Origin of the sequence: Peribacillus sp. Bi134, assembly GCF_918698065.1 — a bacterium.
Taxonomy (GTDB): domain Bacteria; phylum Bacillota; class Bacilli; order Bacillales; family DSM-1321; genus Peribacillus.
In genome coordinates, this window is sequence record NZ_CAKKLN010000001.1 from 317,165 (window position 1) to 334,236 (window position 17,072).

Below are 17,072 nucleotides of genomic sequence, written 5' to 3' on the forward strand. Positions count from 1 at the left end.
ACCTTTCTTGTAGACATCATTTATTTCTCTTTTTGCAAAGTGCGTTTTCATATACACCTAGCACCTTTTGGACGGCTTTATCGGGTGACCAATGTTCCAGCCCCCATTTTTGGGCATTTAAACCAAGGGTTTTCATATAGGACTCATTCTCCAATAAATAATTGATATGCATGGTTAACATCTGTTCATCCCCCGCAGGTGATAATACACCTGTAATTCCATGTTCGATGATTTCTGGTACTCCTCCTACATCACTGGCAATGACAGCTTTTCCGGTGATTTGTGCTTCAATTACAGACAACGGCTGATTTTCCATCAATGTTGGAAGAACGAAGATATCCGAAAGAGATAACAAAAAAGGAACATCATCCCGCCTTCCCATAAAAATCACATCACTTTCCAATCCCTCCGCTTTGCTTTTGTTTTTCAACTCCAATTCTTTGGGACCATCCCCAACAATCCAGCAAACCCAATCACCTCTAGTCTTTTTTAATTCCTTGAGTGCGCTTATCAAATGATGTACACCTTTAAACTCATTCAGGCGACCAGTATAGATAATCACTTTCTTATCAGTTGGGCGTTGGATCTCGGTCTTTTCGTTCGTTCGCTTCAAGAAGGATTCGATATCATATCCATAGTGAAAAACGCTAAGTTGCTCTTTCGGCACTTGAAATTCATCCGTTAAAATATTTCTCATCCATTCATTGGCTACGATCGTATAGTCAGCCGAGGTCGCACCTTCATATTCGAGTCGGTTAAAATAATCACAACCTTGTTTTGCGTAGCTTTTCTTTTGCGTATTGGAGCTGTAGTACGCGCTCCTTAGCTCGTGAGCGACACAACCATGAAGGGTAGCGACCAGAGCAGTTTTTTCGGTTCGTATCCGGTTAATGCAGACGGTCGAAAATATATCTTGTGTATGAATGACATCATATTTTTCCAACCCTAAATTATTAGCGGCAAACTGAAAAAAATCACACTTTGAGGCATAATAAGCAATCACTGGATCACTATGGAGGGATGAATCTTGTTGTTCCATTAATACTTCTTGAGGCAGTGAATCCATATCTATTCTACGATTTTCGTTAATGATATGAACATATTCATGGTTTTCACCATAGCTTAGGAAATCGACCTCATGACCAAGAGTTTCAAGCTTTTCCTTTAATTGCTGCATATAGTTCCATACACCGCCAACATGTGGTGTTACCCAAAAAGTGGCAAGTAATATTTTCACGGTAATCTCCCCCTATCATGCTTTTGATACTCCATTTTAAGTTATCTCTTTATAACTATTCGGGGAAAAAATGATGCTATAGACGAATCACATGGGTTTATGTAGCTTATTTAAGGGATTCCCATATTTTTGAATATCATTTCATAAAAAAACGAGTACTTGTCCAATCAAGAAGCACTCGCCACCATTATAAACACGGTAAATCTAATATTCTTCATTGCCCTTAGAAGTATTTAGTTGGAAAATGCAGCTGCGAAAAAGCTTTCTGGGCCAGTACGAGTCGGTGCGATGACAATTCCGCCAGGTATACTTATGAACGATTGATATACTAAAAAGTTATTAGGGGATGGTGGATTGAAGTCCGCTCCTGCTAGGGTGATGATCGTTTCGGAGGCAACACCTAAACCTGCAACGGGTAATGTTAGTTGTGCTGAATAAACCAGTACGCGTCCTACGCCTGTCCCTCTATAAATTTCAATGTTGACGGGAGTTAATATGGCAGCTAGAGAGCTAAGAGTTGCGGTGAAAGTGAATTCGACCCTGATATTCGGTCCTGCACCAGTAGTGTTTAGGCCCAATGAGCCGAAAAGTGCAGGTGTAGTGGTGACCGGTATCGAGATGGAGTCACGATAACTGGCATTCTGTGAAGTTTGTGCATCTAAAAATTTTCCCAAATTATAACACCTCTTTTATTGGAATACTCTAACATATTAATTTGAGAAGGTTTTTGTATAGACAAGTTATTCATAATATGAATATTTTCAACTAAAAATATGTTTGGCATTTTCCTGTCGCAGCATATTGACCCATTATGTACAACCCTCCTGAAAAATCCACTTCCAAAATATCCTTATATATGGAAACGAATATTCCCACAATTTTCAGCTCAAAAAAAGTCCAGCTTTTAAGATATTGTTCATCCTTAAGTGAAAGCCCTTTTGACGGTAGATGTGAGAACAGCCCATAGCAATAGAGGGGTTTAAACATAGTGTAATAAGAGACTGTGTTTATGATTACTATGGATTTGTAAATAGCTGCTAATGGTGATTTATAGAACAATAACGTTTTGATGTGTTACGAGCGATTGTTCATGCTGACCCAGTGTGTCAGGAAAATACCAGTATATCCGGAATCCTTTTATCAATGAATATTTGGATAACCTTGAGTCGATTAAAGCGGTTATTAATATCAATAATGATTGGATGAGAAATCAATGAATCAACAAGGGAAATTAATGATCACAGGGGCTAGTGGGTTTACAGGCAGGCATGCATGCGCACACTTCCTGAAATCAGGATTTGATATTACGGCGGTTTCAAGAAAAAAGATGAATTTCGAAGGTAGGATACATGCAGAATGCTGTGACCTGACAAATGAAACCGATGTAAAGAACCTCATCAAAAGGACCAAACCTCAGTACCTTCTTCATTTAGCTGGACAAAACCACGTTGGGGAGTCATGGTCGGAACCTGTATCGACTCTGGAGGCAAATACCATGTCCACTGCATATTTAATTGATGCAATTCGCAAAGAAAGTCCAACCTGTAAAATGGTGATAGTTGGCTCAGCTCTTCAAATTGATCCTGGTTCGATCTCTTCCATTCCACATCCTTATAGTTTAAGTAAAACACTTCAAGTACTTATAGCACAATCATGGGCGGTTTTATATGACATGGACATCATCATTGCAAAACCAGCCAATCTAATTGGACCTGGATTTTCAAATGGGGTATGTTCCATATTTGCGAAAAAAATTGCAGATATGGAAAGGAAGGGAATGGAAAAGGTCCTTGAAGTCGATAATCCGAATGACCAACGTGATTTTCTGGATGTAAGAGATGCAGTGAGAGCATATGATTTTCTTTTGAGAAAGGGGCAGTCTGGAGGAACGTATGATGTTGCTTCAGGTAATAATCGTTCTTTAGAAGAAATAATAGAAGGCTTTAGGTCGGTAACGACAGGTGATATCAAGGTCAATTCAAAACGAAATGATTTAATCGAAAATAAAGCGGCAATCGATCCTATTAAGCTAGTGAATTTAGGATGGAAGCCTAATATCCCACTTGAATCATCTTTAATGGACATCCTTGCCTTTCATCGTGAATTAAAGGAAAAGTGATAAATCAATTGTAGGCACTCGAAAAAATACGCTATAAATTCTTCAGGAGGGTAGGCAATGGAGCCGAAAGTATCAATCATTATTCCATTTTATAATTGTCCCTATATAGATCACGCCATTCAAAGTGCGCTTGATCAAACATATAAGAATGTAGAGGTCATTGTCGTCGACGACGGATCGACAATTTATACTGAAAAAATCGAGCCGTTCTTGGAACAAATCCGTTATTTAAGAAAAGAGAACGGGGGAACTGCTACTGCATTGAATCATGGGATACATGCTGCTACGGGAGAATATATCGCATGGTTAAGCTCGGATGATTATTTTCTTCCTGAAAAGGTGTCACTGCAAATTTCGTTTATGCTCGAACATAATGCAAAGGTGAGTTTTACGAATTTTGATAGTATAAACAAAAATGATGAAGTCATTCTATCTTGGACCGGCGAACGCTTTTCTGATATTGAAAACGGAGTGTACCATGCTTTTTTACTTCGTAATGCCGTGAATGGCTGTACTGTCGTTTTGAAGAAAGATGTATTCGAGGCGGTTGGTTACTTCAATCCATATCATCGTTATACCCATGATTATGAAATGTGGCTTCGTTTATTGGTAAATGGTTATAAAATGTATTATTTGGATGAAGTCTTAACGAAGTTCAGAATACATGAAGAATCGGGTACAAGCAGATTCCAACCTGAGATGTTAAAAGATATTCTTACGATTGAAACCCATTACCGGCCCATTCTCAAAAAAAATTTAAAGAACTTATAGTGCACGATTTTTATAACTAGAATGGAGGAATCATTATGTCTGAAGGTCTTCTCGATATATTTATGCATATCCCCAAAACTGGTGGAACGACTTTAAATGAAATATTTAAAAAACAATACAAGCTTAACGAAATATATGATCATGACTCTTTTGAAATGAAGATGATGAAAATGGATGAATTAACGGAAGCGGAAAAGAGGAATATCAAAGCGATTACAGGTCATTATTTCTATGGGATACATCAGGAGTTTTCACGGCCATTCAATTATTTTACGATGTTACGTGACCCGGTAGACCGTGTCATTTCTTCCTATTATTTTTTGAAGGATTATCCTGGCTATGAAATGGTTAAAGACATGACCTTGGAGGAGTTTGTAGTCAAAGGGCCTGAAGCACCCAATTTACAAACATTGATGGTATGCGGCAGCCAGGAGATCCCTGATATTGAAAAAGCCAAGGAAAACCTAAAGTCATTTTCTGTGGTGGGAGTCACTGAGTTGTTCAATGAAACACTTTTTTGCCTGAAAAAGGAATATGCCTGGGGGGATATCCATTATACAAGAAAAAATATTACTAAAAATCGCTTGGCCAAAAAAGAAGTGCCATCGGACTTAATAAACTTGATTAGAAAATATAACGCATTGGATTTGGAATTATATGATTTTGCCAAAAAACTTCTTTACGAAAAACTTCAATCACTTACAGTAGACGAGCAAAAGCAATTGGAAAATTTCAAAATGGAACAAAGCGCCTCAAACTAGTTCCTAATATGATAGTCAATTAAGAAACCGCCGGAATGAAAAAAATTCCGGCGGTTTCTTTTCACTTGGAATCTATTCCTAAGGACTCCAGCATATTGATGAAGTTTTGTGCATACAAATCAGGACTAAAATGAGTTTTGACGTGCTCAAGGGCATTTGACCGGATGCTTTCCCTTAGTGTCTGGTTATTCATTAATTCCTTTGCCTCTCTGACTGCATTATCGATATTTCCTAAAGAGTAAAACTTTCCCGTTCGATTATGAATGATTGAGCTCCTGACCCCATCTGAATCCGTCGTCAGCACAGGGCATCTGCAACTCATCGCTTCAAGGAGTGCGTAAGGGGCACCTTCAACTTTTGAAGTGGAGCATAAAAAGCCTCCGGAATCCCCAATTTCAGAGAAAAAATCAGCCATTTGGGAATTTGGGACATTTGAATGCAAAGTAAGCTTTGAGCTTAAATTTAACCGTTTTATTAATTTATTGAATTTATCTCTTTCGTTAGGGTCACTTAAGGTGGGATCTTCGAACATAAGTAATTGTATTTTCGGATTATGATTGTTAATTAGTTGATAACCGATCTTCAGGAATTCACTCCAATTTTTATTATCTTCGATCCTTCCTATCCAAGCCACTTTTCTATAGCCATCTAAAGGTGTTGGTTTGTAGCAGAATTGACTTGTATCAAAGCAATTATTAAAACTGAACTTTGGGAACGTTGGGTAAAGTTCATCTAATAATTGCATGATATGAGGAGTCTTTGGGTTAAGGAATCCATCTGCATGGGCATTGACATCTGGGATTGCATTTGAAAGAGCCGATCTTGCCACATGTTTTGGACCGTAACCCTGGATTTCGATAATCATTTTTCCTTTATACCCCATGGACCTGAATCTCGGTAAAGTTTTGAAATCTGAAACGACCACGATAGCGGAATAATCTCCCTCTTCCAATATTTTTTGAATTTCAGCATCATCGTTCGTAATAAAAGTTGGGGCACTGTGGTCATTCAAGAAATTCCTTCTGTTATCATAATATAGATAATGAGCATCGATACCGTATTCTTTTAGTGCGGCAAATCGTTGCCGATTTAATGTTTCCACTCCACCACTTGGAACATAAAAAACAAACAATATATTCATTATTCCCCTCCTTAAAATAATGGAGCAACAGGTCTCATATTTAGGTTGGACTTTACCTTTCAAAACAAAAGTTATCACAAATCATCCATTTTGAACGGATGTGACAAAGAGCCATGTAATATACGTATGATTCACAAATTGGATTTATAGCCGTTTTAATTTGGGATGACTCGATTGGGAATGGTTCATATCTTAATTAGTGTGAAATAAATATTAATATGAAAAATGGTTTTTCTTTATAAAACGGATAGCCCTGATGCTCACGAAATACATGGTAATCAATTGAAAGGCGGTTCATAAATGTCTAAAGTATCGATTGTTGTTCCATTCTATAATTGTCCATATATCGATGAAGCTTTGGAGAGCTTGTTCAACCAAACCTACAAAAATATTGAGATTATCGTAGTCAATGATGGCTCTACATTATATTCAGAAAGAATCGATCCGTTTCTAGATAAAATAACATATATCAAAAAGGAAAATGGGGGAACGGCCAGTGCATTGAATACCGGCATCAAAAATGCAACAGGCGATTATGTATGCTGGCTTAGTTCAGATGATATCTTTTACCCTGAGAAGACAGAGATCCAGTTGGAAGCAATGGTAAGGGAAGATGCACGATTCAGTTATACTAGTTATTACTGCATTGATGATAATGGCGATATCATTACTCCGATTATAGGGATATACCCACCTAATCAGCTTGAACTTATTAAAGCAATGATCAGAGGAAATATTATTAATGGCTGCTCGGTCATGATTCACAAGAAGGTATTTGAGCTCATCGGAATATTTGATGAGTCGCTTCTATACACACACGATTATGATTTATGGTTGCGGATCTTGCAAAATTTCAAGTTTCTCTTTGTGCCTCAACCGTTATTACTATATAGGATTCATACAGAAATGGGCTCTAAAAAGCATGAAGGCTGCATCAAAAGGGAAAATAGACTGGTGGTTAATCGACATCATGCCAAAATGAAAAAATTATTGGTAAATGAACTTAGGAAACAACAATAGGTGAGCAAGATGTAAAGGAGGTCCCTGTTTTTATAAACAGGGACCTCCTTTAGTTGTTGAAAGGGCTTGACTTTCATCACGGGTCCTCGAGGGTGGCCAAATGAAATTACCTAATTCTTATATGAGTCTATAACATACATAAAGCTCTTTGCATATCTTATAGAAATCATTCATTTTCCTTAATAATAGGGGACTGTCACGAATTAAAGCTTTTGTCAGGAAGGGCTTCATTGCGTTAATCGACAGTGGACGAGCGTAAGTGCATTGGTTGATACAGTACAAGGGACAACAGGTACGATATAAAAAAGGAATGCTTTGTAGGAGGAGAAAATGAGAAAACTCATTATATTTGCGTTTATCGGATTTCTGGCTCAGCTGATCGATGGTTCATTAGGCATGGCATATGGGGTTACATCCACATCGATGTTGCTGACATTCGGAATCGCACCGGCAGTGGCCTCTGCATCCGTTCATCTATCAGAAGTCGTGACGACCGCCGCATCAGGCATTTCACATATGAAGTTCGGGAATGTCGACCGCCAGGCACTTTACAAATTAATCATACCTGGATCTATCGGGGCATTTGCAGGAGCGTGCTTTTTAAGTAACTTACCTGGTGATCAGATAAAGCCATACATTTCGATATTTCTGCTGATTCTTGGTGTGTATGTCCTTTTCCGCTTTTTAAAAACGTCTAAGACAAAAAGTGAAAAGAAATCAATTAATCTTTCAAGAAAAAAATCGATCACATTGGGATTGATAGCGGGCTTCGCAGATGCAACGGGTGGGGGCGGTTGGGGTCCTATCACAACTCCCGTCCTATTATCCCAAGACGGTGTTCCTGCCAGAAAAGTGGTCGGTACAGTTGACACTAGTGAGTTTGCAATTGCTGTTTCCGCAACCTTAGGGTTTCTCATTGCATTAGGTTGGCAGGAAGTGAACTGGTTTTGGGTAACCTCCCTGATGGTAGGGGGGATTATTGCTGCTCCGATTGCTGCATGGATCGTTACGAAATTGCCATCTTATTTATTGGGAATCCTTGTCGGGGGTTTTATCATTTTGACGAATGCTCGAACGCTGCTTGGCACATGGTCTCTTCAGGATCATTGGGTCCCCTTCATATATATGCTGATATTGATCGGATGGGCAGGTTCTTTGGTATTTGTCATCCGGAACAACAAAAAGGGGCTCCATAAAAATTAAAGGGGAGATAGTGTGAGTAAACAAGAGAATATCCATCAACATTCTTTTTCCATTACGAAAGAGCTAAGGCAAGCTCAGCACGGACATAAAAGCTATATTCTTTGGTTTACTGGTTTATCAGGGTCAGGTAAGTCCACCATTGCCAACATGGTCGAGGGAAGACTGCATGCGATGGGAATTTCGACATATATTTTAGATGGAGACAATCTACGGAATGGATTAAATGAAGACCTTGGTTTCAGCTCTGGTGACCGTAAAGAGAATATAAGGCGAATCGGAGAAGTCTCCAAACTATTTGTGGATAGCGGAATAGTAGTGTTGGCCACTTTCATTTCGCCTTATGCGAGTGACAGGGAGGAAGTAAGAAAAAAAGTACAACAGGATGAGTTTATTGAGATTTATGTAAAGTGTCCCATCGAAGCCTGCGAAAAACGGGATCCCAAAGGATTGTACAAGAAAGCTAGAAGTGGCGAAATCACCTCATTCACAGGCGTTTCGGCTCCATATGAAGAACCGGGAAATCCGGAGGTACTAATTGAAACCAGTCAATACACCATTGAAGAATGTGTGCAGCATGTCATGAATTATTTAAAGGACAATGGTCTTTAACATCGACTTGGCCGAATTAGTAAAAGAGAATATGAAACAAACCAAATCAAATGATTGAGGGGTTATAAATGAAGGTTCAAAGAACCAGTATCGATCCACATGGCGGGAAACTGATTCAACGTGAAATATCAAGAAATGACCGTGTGGAATACTTGGAAAAGTGTAAATCCTTATCGTCCCTGACCATCTCGAAATGGAATGTTTCCGATCTGGAAATGATTTCAAACGGAGCGTTCAGCCCGCTTATAGGATTCATGGGAAAAGAAGATTACCGAAGTGTCATTAAAGATATGCATCTGGCAAATGGCTTGCCATGGACGATACCGATCACTCTTCCTGTCACGAAGGAAGAGGCAAACCGGCTGAACATCGGCGATGAGGTCGCTTTATACAGTGATGACGGAGAACTTGCTGGTATCATACAGGTGGAAGAAACGTTTGAATACGATAAACTGGAGGAAGCAAAACTCGTATACAAAACAGACGATCCCAATCACCCTGGGGTTAAAAAGCTGTTTGGACAAGGGGATATCTATGTTGCGGGACCAATTTATTTAATAAATAGGTCATCGCATGAGCCATTCGGGGAATTTCATATGAGCCCTTCCGAAACGAGAAAGATGTTCACGGATTTAGGTTGGAATACTGTTGTCGGTTTTCAAACGAGAAACCCAGTACACCGTGCACATGAATACTTGCAAAAAACTGCATTGGAAACCGTTGATGGACTATTATTGCATCCTCTTGTCGGTGAAACGAAAAAAGATGATATACCTGCGGATGTTCGGATGGAAAGCTATCAAGCCTTACTAAAAGGCTACTATCCAATGGATAGGGTTTTACTTGCCATATACCCAGCAGCAATGCGCTATGCTGGGCCCAGGGAAGCAGTATTTCATGCAATTGTCCGAAAGAATTATGGATGCACGCATTTCATTGTCGGCCGAGATCATGCGGGTGTAGGCAACTATTATGGGACATATGATGCCCAAGAAATTTTTAGCCAGTTTGATCCGCTGAAAATTGGCATTAAACCTCTATTCTTTGAACATAGCTTTTACTGCAAAAAATGTTTGAATATGGCTTCCCTGAAAACATGTCCCCACAAAGATGAAGATAGGTTTATATTAAGTGGCACCAAAGTCAGGGAAATGCTCCGGAACGGCCTTGTCCCGCCACTTGAGTTTACACGTCCTGAAGTGGCTGAAGTTCTTATTAGAGGCATGAAGATAAATGAAGGCGAGTAAGCTATTGTAAACGCGGTGAGACCTACGCTTGTATAAAATCGCTGAAGAAGGACGGAACTTATCTAAATGTTGCCAAGCCGTTACCCGGTGTACGAATGCTATGGACAAAATTGACAACAGGCAAGAAGCTGATATTGAGTCAAAATTCACCTGAAACTCCCGAAGCTCTAAACTTCCTCAAAAAACTTGTTGAAGCGGGGAAGTTAGTAGTGGTCATTGACAGATATTATGAGTTTGAAGAAATAGTTCAAGCCCATAAATATGTAGAGAAAGGACACAAGAAGGGAAATATCGCCATGAAACTGGAACATGGTGGCAAATCCTAATAAATGAAACAGGTAAGTTTTTATAAAGCTAAGGGATGCGTTAATCATAAGGTTAGCCGGTGTATACCTGGCTGACCTTTTTTAAAAATGGAAGTCTGATATATGTCAGGGTAGTACGTACGGTGTTAACGAGGTGTGCCTCTGGAACGATATAGATCTAGTTTTAGCAAAGGGAGTGGAAAAATGTTTCCAATATTAGAGACAAAACGATTGGTCTTGAGAGAATTGGCTGAAGGGGATGCACTGGATTTATTAAAATGTTTTTCCAATCCAGATGTATTACGATATTATGGGCAACCTCCATTAACAAATATAGACAGGTGAAGCAAATCCTTACGAATTTTTCAAAGAATTTTGTTGAAAAACGTGGTATTAAATGGGGAATTGAATTGAAAGGAACGGATGGCATTATTGGAACGATTGGATTTCAAGAATGGTTCCATGAACATAAGAGAGCAGAACTGAGCTATGCACTTTTCCCAAATTATTGGGGCAAAGGTTATGCAACAGAAGCTGTCAGTAAAGTGATTTCCTATGGTTTTAAAGAGCTTGACTTAACGCGTATTGGAGCAATTGTTTTTATTGAAAATAAAGCATCCAATAAGTTGCTGACAAATTTAGGCTTCAAAAAAGAAGGGATATTGAGAGATTATATGTACCAAAATGATGTTTCTTTTGATACTAATCTATACTCTTTATTATCGGTAAAGCCTTAATGAATTAACAAAGTACTAGGAACACTCGCGCAATGCTTACAGATATAAGGGAAGTTGTTATCTGTTTTATGGAAAACAAAAAATGAAAATTAAGATATATATTTTAAAGTTCATTGTTTTCCTGTAAGATAACAATATATAAAAACCCTGTCGACTTGTCGACTTACTTAGAAAACGCGAGGAAAACATAAATTATGGAATTAGAAAAAAGTCTTGAAAAAAGTTGGAGCAATCAACAAAACATAGGTTTAACAGCATACTTAAAGAAAATGAAGGGCGAAGCTAGGGAAAAAGACAGAATAGATTATATGGATTCCTTTGTTTCAGCTACAGGTGGGCTCATTGCTATTATCATTATTAGTTTTATAGCTTTCCATTTAGGATACCCTATGGCATTAGCTCCTCTTGGGGCGAGCTGTGTTATTGTTTTTGGTGCGCATAAAAGTCTCTTGTCTCAACCACGTAATGTTATTGGAGGACATATTATCTCTACTACATCAGCTCTTATCATTTGGAGCTTCTTTGGTAAAAGCCTGCTCATTATCGGTCTAACATTGGCTATTGTATTGATTATAATGACTTGCACAAAGACTGTTCATCCCCCCGCAGCGGCAAGTGCCCTTGTTTCTATTAATTCTCAAGCTGGTTGGGGATTCCTGATTTCAATTGTAATAGGTACCTTATTATTAGTATTTATATCGATGATCTATAATAACTTATTTCAAACAAGACAATATCCAAAGCACTGGTTTTGAAAAATTAATATATTAACCAAACGGGTGCTTCATTTGTGACTGTATTATAGCTCCTCACTTATTTGATAACTGCTTTACTTCAATAAGCGGGGAGCTGCGCTTTTTCTTACTAATAGAATTAAAAACCTTACTTACCATCACATTACATAAAATAACGTATGATAATGATTTGCTAAAGCTTGATGGGGAGTGGTAAAATCCCATTAAAAAAGGTGAATGTTCATGTCTGAACCTACATTAGGAGATTCTTATCAAATCAGTTTGCAAAATATTCGCCATCACTCACAGCATATCCATTTAGGAATAGAGATTCTTTTCGTAATTCGGGGAGAAGTTGAAGCTATCGTCAATCAAGATTCCTGGCATTTGGCGGAAAATGATCTCCTGCTAATTAATGCTAATGATGTTCATACCGTTAAGGGGCACGAAGATAATGTAGTATTATTGCTGCAAATTCCCCTAAATTCCATCGAGCAGCTTTATCAGGATATTCATGTGTGTTATTTCGACTGCCATTCATCCAAAGAGGATAATGGGCTATATCTTCTGTTTGATCAGATCCGTCAACTCTTGGCTGAAATTTTGATCGCACATTACCAAGAGCAGGATGGAAGTGAACTTGAAATCAACAGCCTGATTTACAAGTTAGTTACACTCTTTATCCGAAATTTCAAAACCACACATCTCGGGCAGAATCGATTTATCGAAATGAAGGATGAAAGAATTAGGGAAATCCTTACTTTTATTGAAAAAAATTATCGTAAACAAGTGTCTTTAGAAGAGATTGCCAAACGGCAATATTTATCACTATACTATTTGTCCCGTTATTTCAAGCAGGCTGTCGGTGTCAGCTTTTCACAATATATAAAACAAATCCGCTTGAAATCAGCTGTTCATGAGCTGTTATATACCGATCATACCATTATGAAAGTCTCGTTAAATAATGGTTTTCCAAATGTGAAAGCTTTTAACAAGGCTTTTAAGGAAATGTACAATCAAACACCTGCAGAATATCGTGGTCTTCATAAAAAAGAACCTTTCCAGGAAGTAAATAATATAAGCGAACAATATACTCTGGTGAATTCGCCGCACTTTTTAATTGAATTGAGCAAGTATATTTCGCAAAAAGACCAAAATGTTACGGTGAAAGAATCGGGGGTTTCTGCGGTACATATTAATCTTCCGCAAGAGCCTATTCTTGTCCGGGATAAAGCCCAGCGATTACTGGTGATTGGACAGCTGGAATATGCATTAAATGAAGAAGTCCAAGCAGAATTAAAGCTTGTTCAGGAGCAGCTTCATTTTGAATATGCCTATTTCACGAACCTATTATCTCCCGCTTTTACGACAATGGACCCGTTTTTGCAAATAGGAGGGCCTTATTATAAGATTGATGCGTTATTTAACGAATTTCAAAGGCTGGGTTTAATTCCATTCATTAGCGTTGAGATTGAAAAGGAAGTCGTAAGCAGCCCCGATTATATAAGGATGTTAGATGATTTTTTACAGCACGCCGTCAGTTATTTTGGAGATGACTTTGTCGGGAAGTGGCAATTTGAATTGGTGTTCTCCAAGTGGGATCAAAAAGCCCGGACTTTTTATCAAGAATACCTTCAAACTGTTAAAAAGAGGGCTTCCACCGCAAAAGTTGGAATCCATGTACCATTTTCCTTAGAAAAAGGATTATCAGTCCCAGTTACTGAATTTTTAAAGCAAATGGATCAAATTGACCTGGTGTGCTTCAGCTGCAATCCAAATGAACAATTGGACTTTACCGATATGGATAACAGTTCCTTCAAGGGAGTAAAAGATTATATAAAAAAGTCGTGTATTGAATTAAAAGCAAACCTTTCTTCAGCTGGCTTGGCTGGCACACCAATTTACTTGACAAACTGGAATACACTTTACGGTAATACAGTAAATTTAAGTGGAACTTTTTTTCGATCAGCTCTCATTTTTAAAGACATGCTTGATGTTATAAAAGAGATTTCCGGTTTGGGATTTTGGATTGATACCCATTCATTAGAAAATAGTAATATGAATAATGATAATATTGCAATGAATGGAATTGCCCTCCTTTATTATTATCAAATAAAACGTCCGGCGTTTTTTAACATGCATTTAATCGCAAAAATTGGGCAAGAAATTTTAGCCGAAGGTGAGGACTTTATACTGACGAAGGGGAAACAAGGGTACCAATTAGCTATATATAACAATTCCTATGTAAATCCCACTTATTCTGTCGAAAGCTTCTTTTTGAGCTCCTTAACAAAGGAAAAGAAAATCATGATTTCAGGGCTGCCTTCTGGCACTTATCAAATTCGCAAATACATTCTCGATAGAAATAACGGTGCATTTTACTTTAATTGGCTCAATCTCAATCAGCAGTATATCTATGATCAAGAGATCATTACGTATCTCAAGCAGCGAGCCTATCCAGATTTGCAAATCTATGAGGAAAACATTGCCTCGGAGCTCTTATTACAATCCACTTTGACGTTAAATGCCATTCATCTCTTTGAAATTAGGCCATTAGGTTAAAACTTAATGGTCTTTTTTTGTTGTTTGGATAAGCCAAGTTATGAAAAAGGGCAAATGATGGAGTGTGTTTTCGGCAATGATTGGAATGTTTTAAATAGTTAAAAAAATTATAATGAAGACAAGAAAGCGATTACATAAATATTAATTCGGAGGTAGCCTTTTATGTCTGTTTCTCAAGGAACGATTAAGAAGCAAAGCGATGCAAAACTTTCGGTATCAAAGGAAAAGAATACCGGTGGAGTTTTGTTGACTACAGCTTTAATGGCTGGTTATTCCATGATTTACATGGACAAAAACATGATTTCGACTGCAATTATCCCAATTGCAGAACAATTCCATCTAACAACAAGTCAAACCGGTTTGATAATGAGTTTATTTTTCTTGGGTTATTCGTTAATGCAGATACCTGGGGGATGGCTCGCAGATAGGATTGGATATAAAAAGGTACTGATGCTTTCGCTTTCGCTCATTACGATATTTTCATTTGCATTTGGCCTTGCTGGAAGCTTATTGGTGTTTATTTTGATTCGTTTCTTGGCTGGTATTGGCCATGCAGGCTATCCTCCAAGCTGTTCAAAAGGAATCGCCGAAAATTTCCCGAAAACAAGACGAACTTTTATTCAATCGCTCATTTTGTCAACGAGTGGAATTGGCGGAATTTTTGCGTTTGTAATCGGGGCACGGCTGATTGACTTAAATTGGCACTATGCCTACTATGCACTGGGGACATTTTTTGCCATTGCGTTACTTATGGTTGCTTTATTGGTACCAAATAGCCAACCAACTGCCAAAACGAAGATTGAAAAGAAACAAGTTAGTTTTAAGTCAGTGATTTCTAATCGAAATGTAATTATTTTATTCGTTGCCATGCTGCTGGCGAATGTGGCTTTTTACGGAAATATGTCATGGCTGCCAACTTTCCTAAAGACAAAATTTTCATTATCCATTAGTACGGTAGGGATAATTCTGGCAGTGAACGCTATTGGAGGAACATTAGCCTCCATATTTGCAGGTGTATTGTTGACAAAATATTTCGCTGGCAAGGAAAAGTTACTGTTAATGGTATGTTCAGTCCTTTCATCCTTGTTGTTTCTTGGTTTAGTATTCTCAAATTCCTTGGCCCTTTCCATTGCTTTCTTATATGTACTCACATTTTTACTAACCACGATTTTTGTGGGAATTTTCTCTTGGCCGCACAAAATTTTGCCTGAGAAAGTAATTGGGTCATCTATTGGGATCGTCAATACGGGTGGAACGCTTGGGGGCTTTATTGCACCAATGGCATTCGGTGCTTTAATTTCCATGGCTGGTGGATCGTTCTCTATCGTTTTTATCACCTTGGCAATAGCCGTAGTAATATGCGGTCTAGTTTTACTTACCGTTAAAACAGAAAAATAATAGGAGGGAAAATGATGTTAGATCAACTAATGCAAAAACTTGAAGAGAAAAAAGAAAGAATGATTGAAATACGCAGATATCTCCATCAACATCCTGAATTATCTTTTAAAGAAGAAAAAACGGCCCAATATATTGCTGATTTTTATAAAGATAAAAATGTAATAATACGGACAAATGTTGGCGGATATGGAGTGGTAGTTAAAATCGAAGGCGGACTGGCAGGTAAAACGGTTGCCCTGCGTGCTGATTTTGATGGACTGCCCATTATGGAAGAGGCAGATGTACCTTTTAAATCGGTTAATCCAGGTGTTATGCATGCATGTGGTCATGATGGACACACTGCCTATTTAATGATATTAGCCGAAGCATTAATCGAAATGAAAGACCAATTAAGAGGAAACGTCGTTATCTTGCATCAGCCTGCGGAAGAAACGCCTCCTGGTGGAGCGATTGCCATGATTGAAGATGGATGTTTGGAAGGTGTGGATAGTATTTTCGGTATTCACCTAATGTCCCCGTCGGTGACCGGGGAAGTCTACTATCGTTCTGGAGAAATGCAGGCCGGACGCTCATATTTCAAAGTGAAAATCCAAGGAAAAGGCGGACATGGTTCGATGCCGCATACAAGCAATGACAGTATTGTCGCAGCAAGCCATTTTGTTGTAGCAGCCCAGACGATTGTCAGTCGCCGAATCAATCCTTTTGATATGGCGACGGTAACGATTGGCTCGTTTGATGGAAAGGGATCATTTAATGTCATAAAGGACAGCGTGGAACTTGAAGGAGACGTTAGAACCATGTCCAGTGAAGTTCGTGCTAAAGTGGAAACGGAATTCAAGCGAATCCTAGCGGGGCTTGCTCAAGAATTTGACATTACCTATGACTTAATATATTCGCATGATTACCCTGTTTTGGTGAATGATAATGCCATGACTGAACTGGTTGTAAATGGGATTAAAAAGGCTGGAATTCCTGAAATCAAAGCATTAATGGAAACACCGCCAATGTCCGGTTCAGAGGATTTTGCTTACTATTTGCAAAGAATTCCTGGCAGTATGTTTTATGTTGGAGCAAAGCCGGAGAATGGACCAGTTTATCCTCACCATCATCCTAAATTTGTCATTAATGAGGACAGCCTTATCATCGCGGCAAAAGCAATGGCTGCAGTGGTTGCGGAATATTTTGGACAGAAGTAAAAAAAAGGGAAAAAGGGGACGGTTCTTATGCC

14 protein-coding genes and 2 pseudogenes are annotated in these 17,072 nt (G+C 38.5%); 13 read left to right on the top strand and 3 right to left on the bottom strand.

Annotated elements, in window-relative coordinates:
* Positions 1–16: 16 nt before the first annotated feature.
* On the bottom strand, positions 17–1,237 hold the full coding sequence (locus tag LQ188_RS01545; protein ID WP_230175834.1) for a glycosyltransferase family 4 protein: 1,221 nt from the start codon (positions 1,235–1,237) through the stop codon (positions 17–19).
* 233 nt (positions 1,238–1,470) lie between these two features.
* Positions 1,471–1,911 (bottom strand): hypothetical protein, encoded by a 441-nt coding sequence (locus LQ188_RS01550; RefSeq protein ID WP_101225078.1) that lies wholly within the window; start codon positions 1,909–1,911, stop codon positions 1,471–1,473.
* 539 nt (positions 1,912–2,450) lie between these two features.
* Here LQ188_RS01550 and LQ188_RS01555 point away from each other — a divergent pair.
* The 3 genes from LQ188_RS01555 to LQ188_RS01565 are packed head-to-tail and all read left to right on the top strand — an operon-like array spanning position 2,451 to position 4,888.
* Positions 2,451–3,356, top strand: a complete 906-nt coding sequence (locus LQ188_RS01555; RefSeq protein WP_230175836.1) for an NAD-dependent epimerase/dehydratase family protein — start codon at positions 2,451–2,453, stop codon at positions 3,354–3,356.
* 57 nt (positions 3,357–3,413) lie between these two features.
* On the top strand, positions 3,414–4,127 hold the full coding sequence (locus LQ188_RS01560) for a glycosyltransferase (RefSeq protein ID WP_230175837.1): 714 nt from the start codon (positions 3,414–3,416) through the stop codon (positions 4,125–4,127).
* Positions 4,128–4,162: 35 nt separating this feature from the next.
* The gene (locus LQ188_RS01565; protein ID WP_230175839.1) at positions 4,163–4,888 is read left to right on the top strand and encodes a sulfotransferase family 2 domain-containing protein; all 726 of its coding nucleotides are present in this window, start codon (positions 4,163–4,165) and stop codon (positions 4,886–4,888) included.
* Positions 4,889–4,949: 61 nt separating this feature from the next.
* Here the strand turns inward: LQ188_RS01565 and LQ188_RS01570 are convergent, their stop codons facing one another.
* The gene (locus tag LQ188_RS01570) at positions 4,950–6,029 is read right to left on the bottom strand and encodes a glycosyltransferase (protein ID WP_101225074.1); all 1,080 of its coding nucleotides are present in this window, start codon (positions 6,027–6,029) and stop codon (positions 4,950–4,952) included.
* Between the two features lie 300 nt (positions 6,030–6,329).
* On the opposite strand from LQ188_RS01570, the gene LQ188_RS01575 reads away from it, so the two are divergent.
* From LQ188_RS01575 to LQ188_RS01620, 10 genes and pseudogenes are all read left to right on the top strand, one after another.
* Positions 6,330–7,049 carry a glycosyltransferase gene (locus LQ188_RS01575; protein ID WP_230175842.1) on the top strand — a complete coding sequence of 240 codons (720 nt, stop codon included), beginning with the start codon at positions 6,330–6,332 and terminating at the stop codon, positions 7,047–7,049.
* Between the two features lie 330 nt (positions 7,050–7,379).
* Entirely contained in the window at positions 7,380–8,252 is an 873-nt protein-coding gene (locus tag LQ188_RS01580; RefSeq protein ID WP_230175843.1) for a sulfite exporter TauE/SafE family protein, read from the top strand.
* A 12-nt stretch (positions 8,253–8,264) separates the two neighbouring features.
* Positions 8,265–8,861: an adenylyl-sulfate kinase gene (gene cysC / locus LQ188_RS01585; RefSeq protein ID WP_230175844.1), complete on the top strand. Its 597-nt coding sequence runs from the start codon at positions 8,265–8,267 to the stop codon at positions 8,859–8,861.
* A gap of 68 nt (positions 8,862–8,929) precedes the next feature.
* Positions 8,930–10,108, top strand: a complete 1,179-nt coding sequence (gene sat, locus LQ188_RS01590; protein WP_230175846.1) for a sulfate adenylyltransferase — start codon at positions 8,930–8,932, stop codon at positions 10,106–10,108.
* Positions 10,109–10,134: 26 nt separating this feature from the next.
* A pseudogene (locus LQ188_RS01595) lies at positions 10,135–10,434 on the top strand (zinc-binding dehydrogenase); the annotation flags it as partial.
* Between the two features lie 183 nt (positions 10,435–10,617).
* A pseudogene (locus LQ188_RS01600) lies at positions 10,618–11,150 on the top strand (GNAT family N-acetyltransferase).
* Positions 11,151–11,344: 194 nt separating this feature from the next.
* Positions 11,345–11,905 (top strand): HPP family protein, encoded by a 561-nt coding sequence (locus LQ188_RS01605; protein WP_101225067.1) that lies wholly within the window; start codon positions 11,345–11,347, stop codon positions 11,903–11,905.
* Between the two features lie 222 nt (positions 11,906–12,127).
* A complete protein-coding gene (locus LQ188_RS01610; RefSeq protein ID WP_230175848.1) occupies positions 12,128–14,446 on the top strand; it encodes a helix-turn-helix domain-containing protein in 2,319 nt (772 codons plus the stop codon).
* Between the two features lie 162 nt (positions 14,447–14,608).
* Positions 14,609–15,844: an MFS transporter gene (locus LQ188_RS01615; RefSeq protein ID WP_230175849.1), complete on the top strand. Its 1,236-nt coding sequence runs from the start codon at positions 14,609–14,611 to the stop codon at positions 15,842–15,844.
* A gap of 14 nt (positions 15,845–15,858) precedes the next feature.
* Positions 15,859–17,040, top strand: a complete 1,182-nt coding sequence (locus LQ188_RS01620) for an amidohydrolase (protein ID WP_101225064.1) — start codon at positions 15,859–15,861, stop codon at positions 17,038–17,040.
* Positions 17,041–17,072 lie beyond the last annotated feature (32 nt).

What these genes read in the sequence shown, in the direction of transcription:
- LQ188_RS01555 (WP_230175836.1), top strand. Translation starts at nt 2,451, where the DNA reads ATGAATCAACAAGGGAAATTAATGATCACAGGGGCTAGTGGGTTTACA.
- LQ188_RS01560 (WP_230175837.1), top strand. Translation starts at nt 3,414, where the DNA reads ATGGAGCCGAAAGTATCAATCATTATTCCATTTTATAATTGTCCCTAT.
- LQ188_RS01565 (WP_230175839.1), top strand. Translation starts at nt 4,163, where the DNA reads ATGTCTGAAGGTCTTCTCGATATATTTATGCATATCCCCAAAACTGGT.
- LQ188_RS01570 (WP_101225074.1), bottom strand. Translation starts at nt 6,029, where the DNA reads ATGAATATATTGTTTGTTTTTTATGTTCCAAGTGGTGGAGTGGAAACA.
- LQ188_RS01575 (WP_230175842.1), top strand. Translation starts at nt 6,330, where the DNA reads ATGTCTAAAGTATCGATTGTTGTTCCATTCTATAATTGTCCATATATC.
- LQ188_RS01580 (WP_230175843.1), top strand. Translation starts at nt 7,380, where the DNA reads ATGAGAAAACTCATTATATTTGCGTTTATCGGATTTCTGGCTCAGCTG.
- sat (WP_230175846.1), top strand. Translation starts at nt 8,930, where the DNA reads ATGAAGGTTCAAAGAACCAGTATCGATCCACATGGCGGGAAACTGATT.
- LQ188_RS01605 (WP_101225067.1), top strand. Translation starts at nt 11,345, where the DNA reads ATGGAATTAGAAAAAAGTCTTGAAAAAAGTTGGAGCAATCAACAAAAC.
- LQ188_RS01610 (WP_230175848.1), top strand. Translation starts at nt 12,128, where the DNA reads ATGTCTGAACCTACATTAGGAGATTCTTATCAAATCAGTTTGCAAAAT.
- LQ188_RS01615 (WP_230175849.1), top strand. Translation starts at nt 14,609, where the DNA reads ATGTCTGTTTCTCAAGGAACGATTAAGAAGCAAAGCGATGCAAAACTT.
- LQ188_RS01620 (WP_101225064.1), top strand. Translation starts at nt 15,859, where the DNA reads ATGTTAGATCAACTAATGCAAAAACTTGAAGAGAAAAAAGAAAGAATG.